Origin of the sequence: Leclercia sp. AS011, assembly GCF_037152535.1 — a bacterium.
Taxonomy (GTDB): domain Bacteria; phylum Pseudomonadota; class Gammaproteobacteria; order Enterobacterales; family Enterobacteriaceae; genus Enterobacter.
Window position 1 is genome coordinate 1 of sequence record NZ_JBBCMA010000041.1, and the last position, 222, is coordinate 222.

Consider the following 222-nt stretch of genomic DNA (forward strand, 5'->3'; position numbering starts at 1 on the left):
CGCTACGGCGTTTCACTTCTGAGTTCGGCATGGGGTCAGGTGGGACCACCGCGCTACAGCCGCCAGGCAAATTCTGTAATCTGTATCAAGGCTGAAATTTGATGTCTGTCTTTCGCCGAAACAGCTTCGGCGTTGTAAGGTTAAGCCTCACGGTTCATTAGTATCGGTTAGCTCAACGCATCGCTGCGCTTACACACCCGACCTATCAACGTCGTCGTCTTC

Annotated in this window: 2 rRNA genes; both read right to left on the reverse strand. The window is 52.7% G+C overall.

Features of this window, described 5'->3' with window-relative positions:
- Positions 1 to 67, reverse strand: a 5S ribosomal RNA gene (gene rrf, locus WFO70_RS22425); the annotation flags it as partial.
- A gap of 69 nt (positions 68 to 136) precedes the next feature.
- Positions 137 to 222: ribosomal RNA gene (locus tag WFO70_RS22430) — 23S ribosomal RNA — on the reverse strand; the annotation flags it as partial.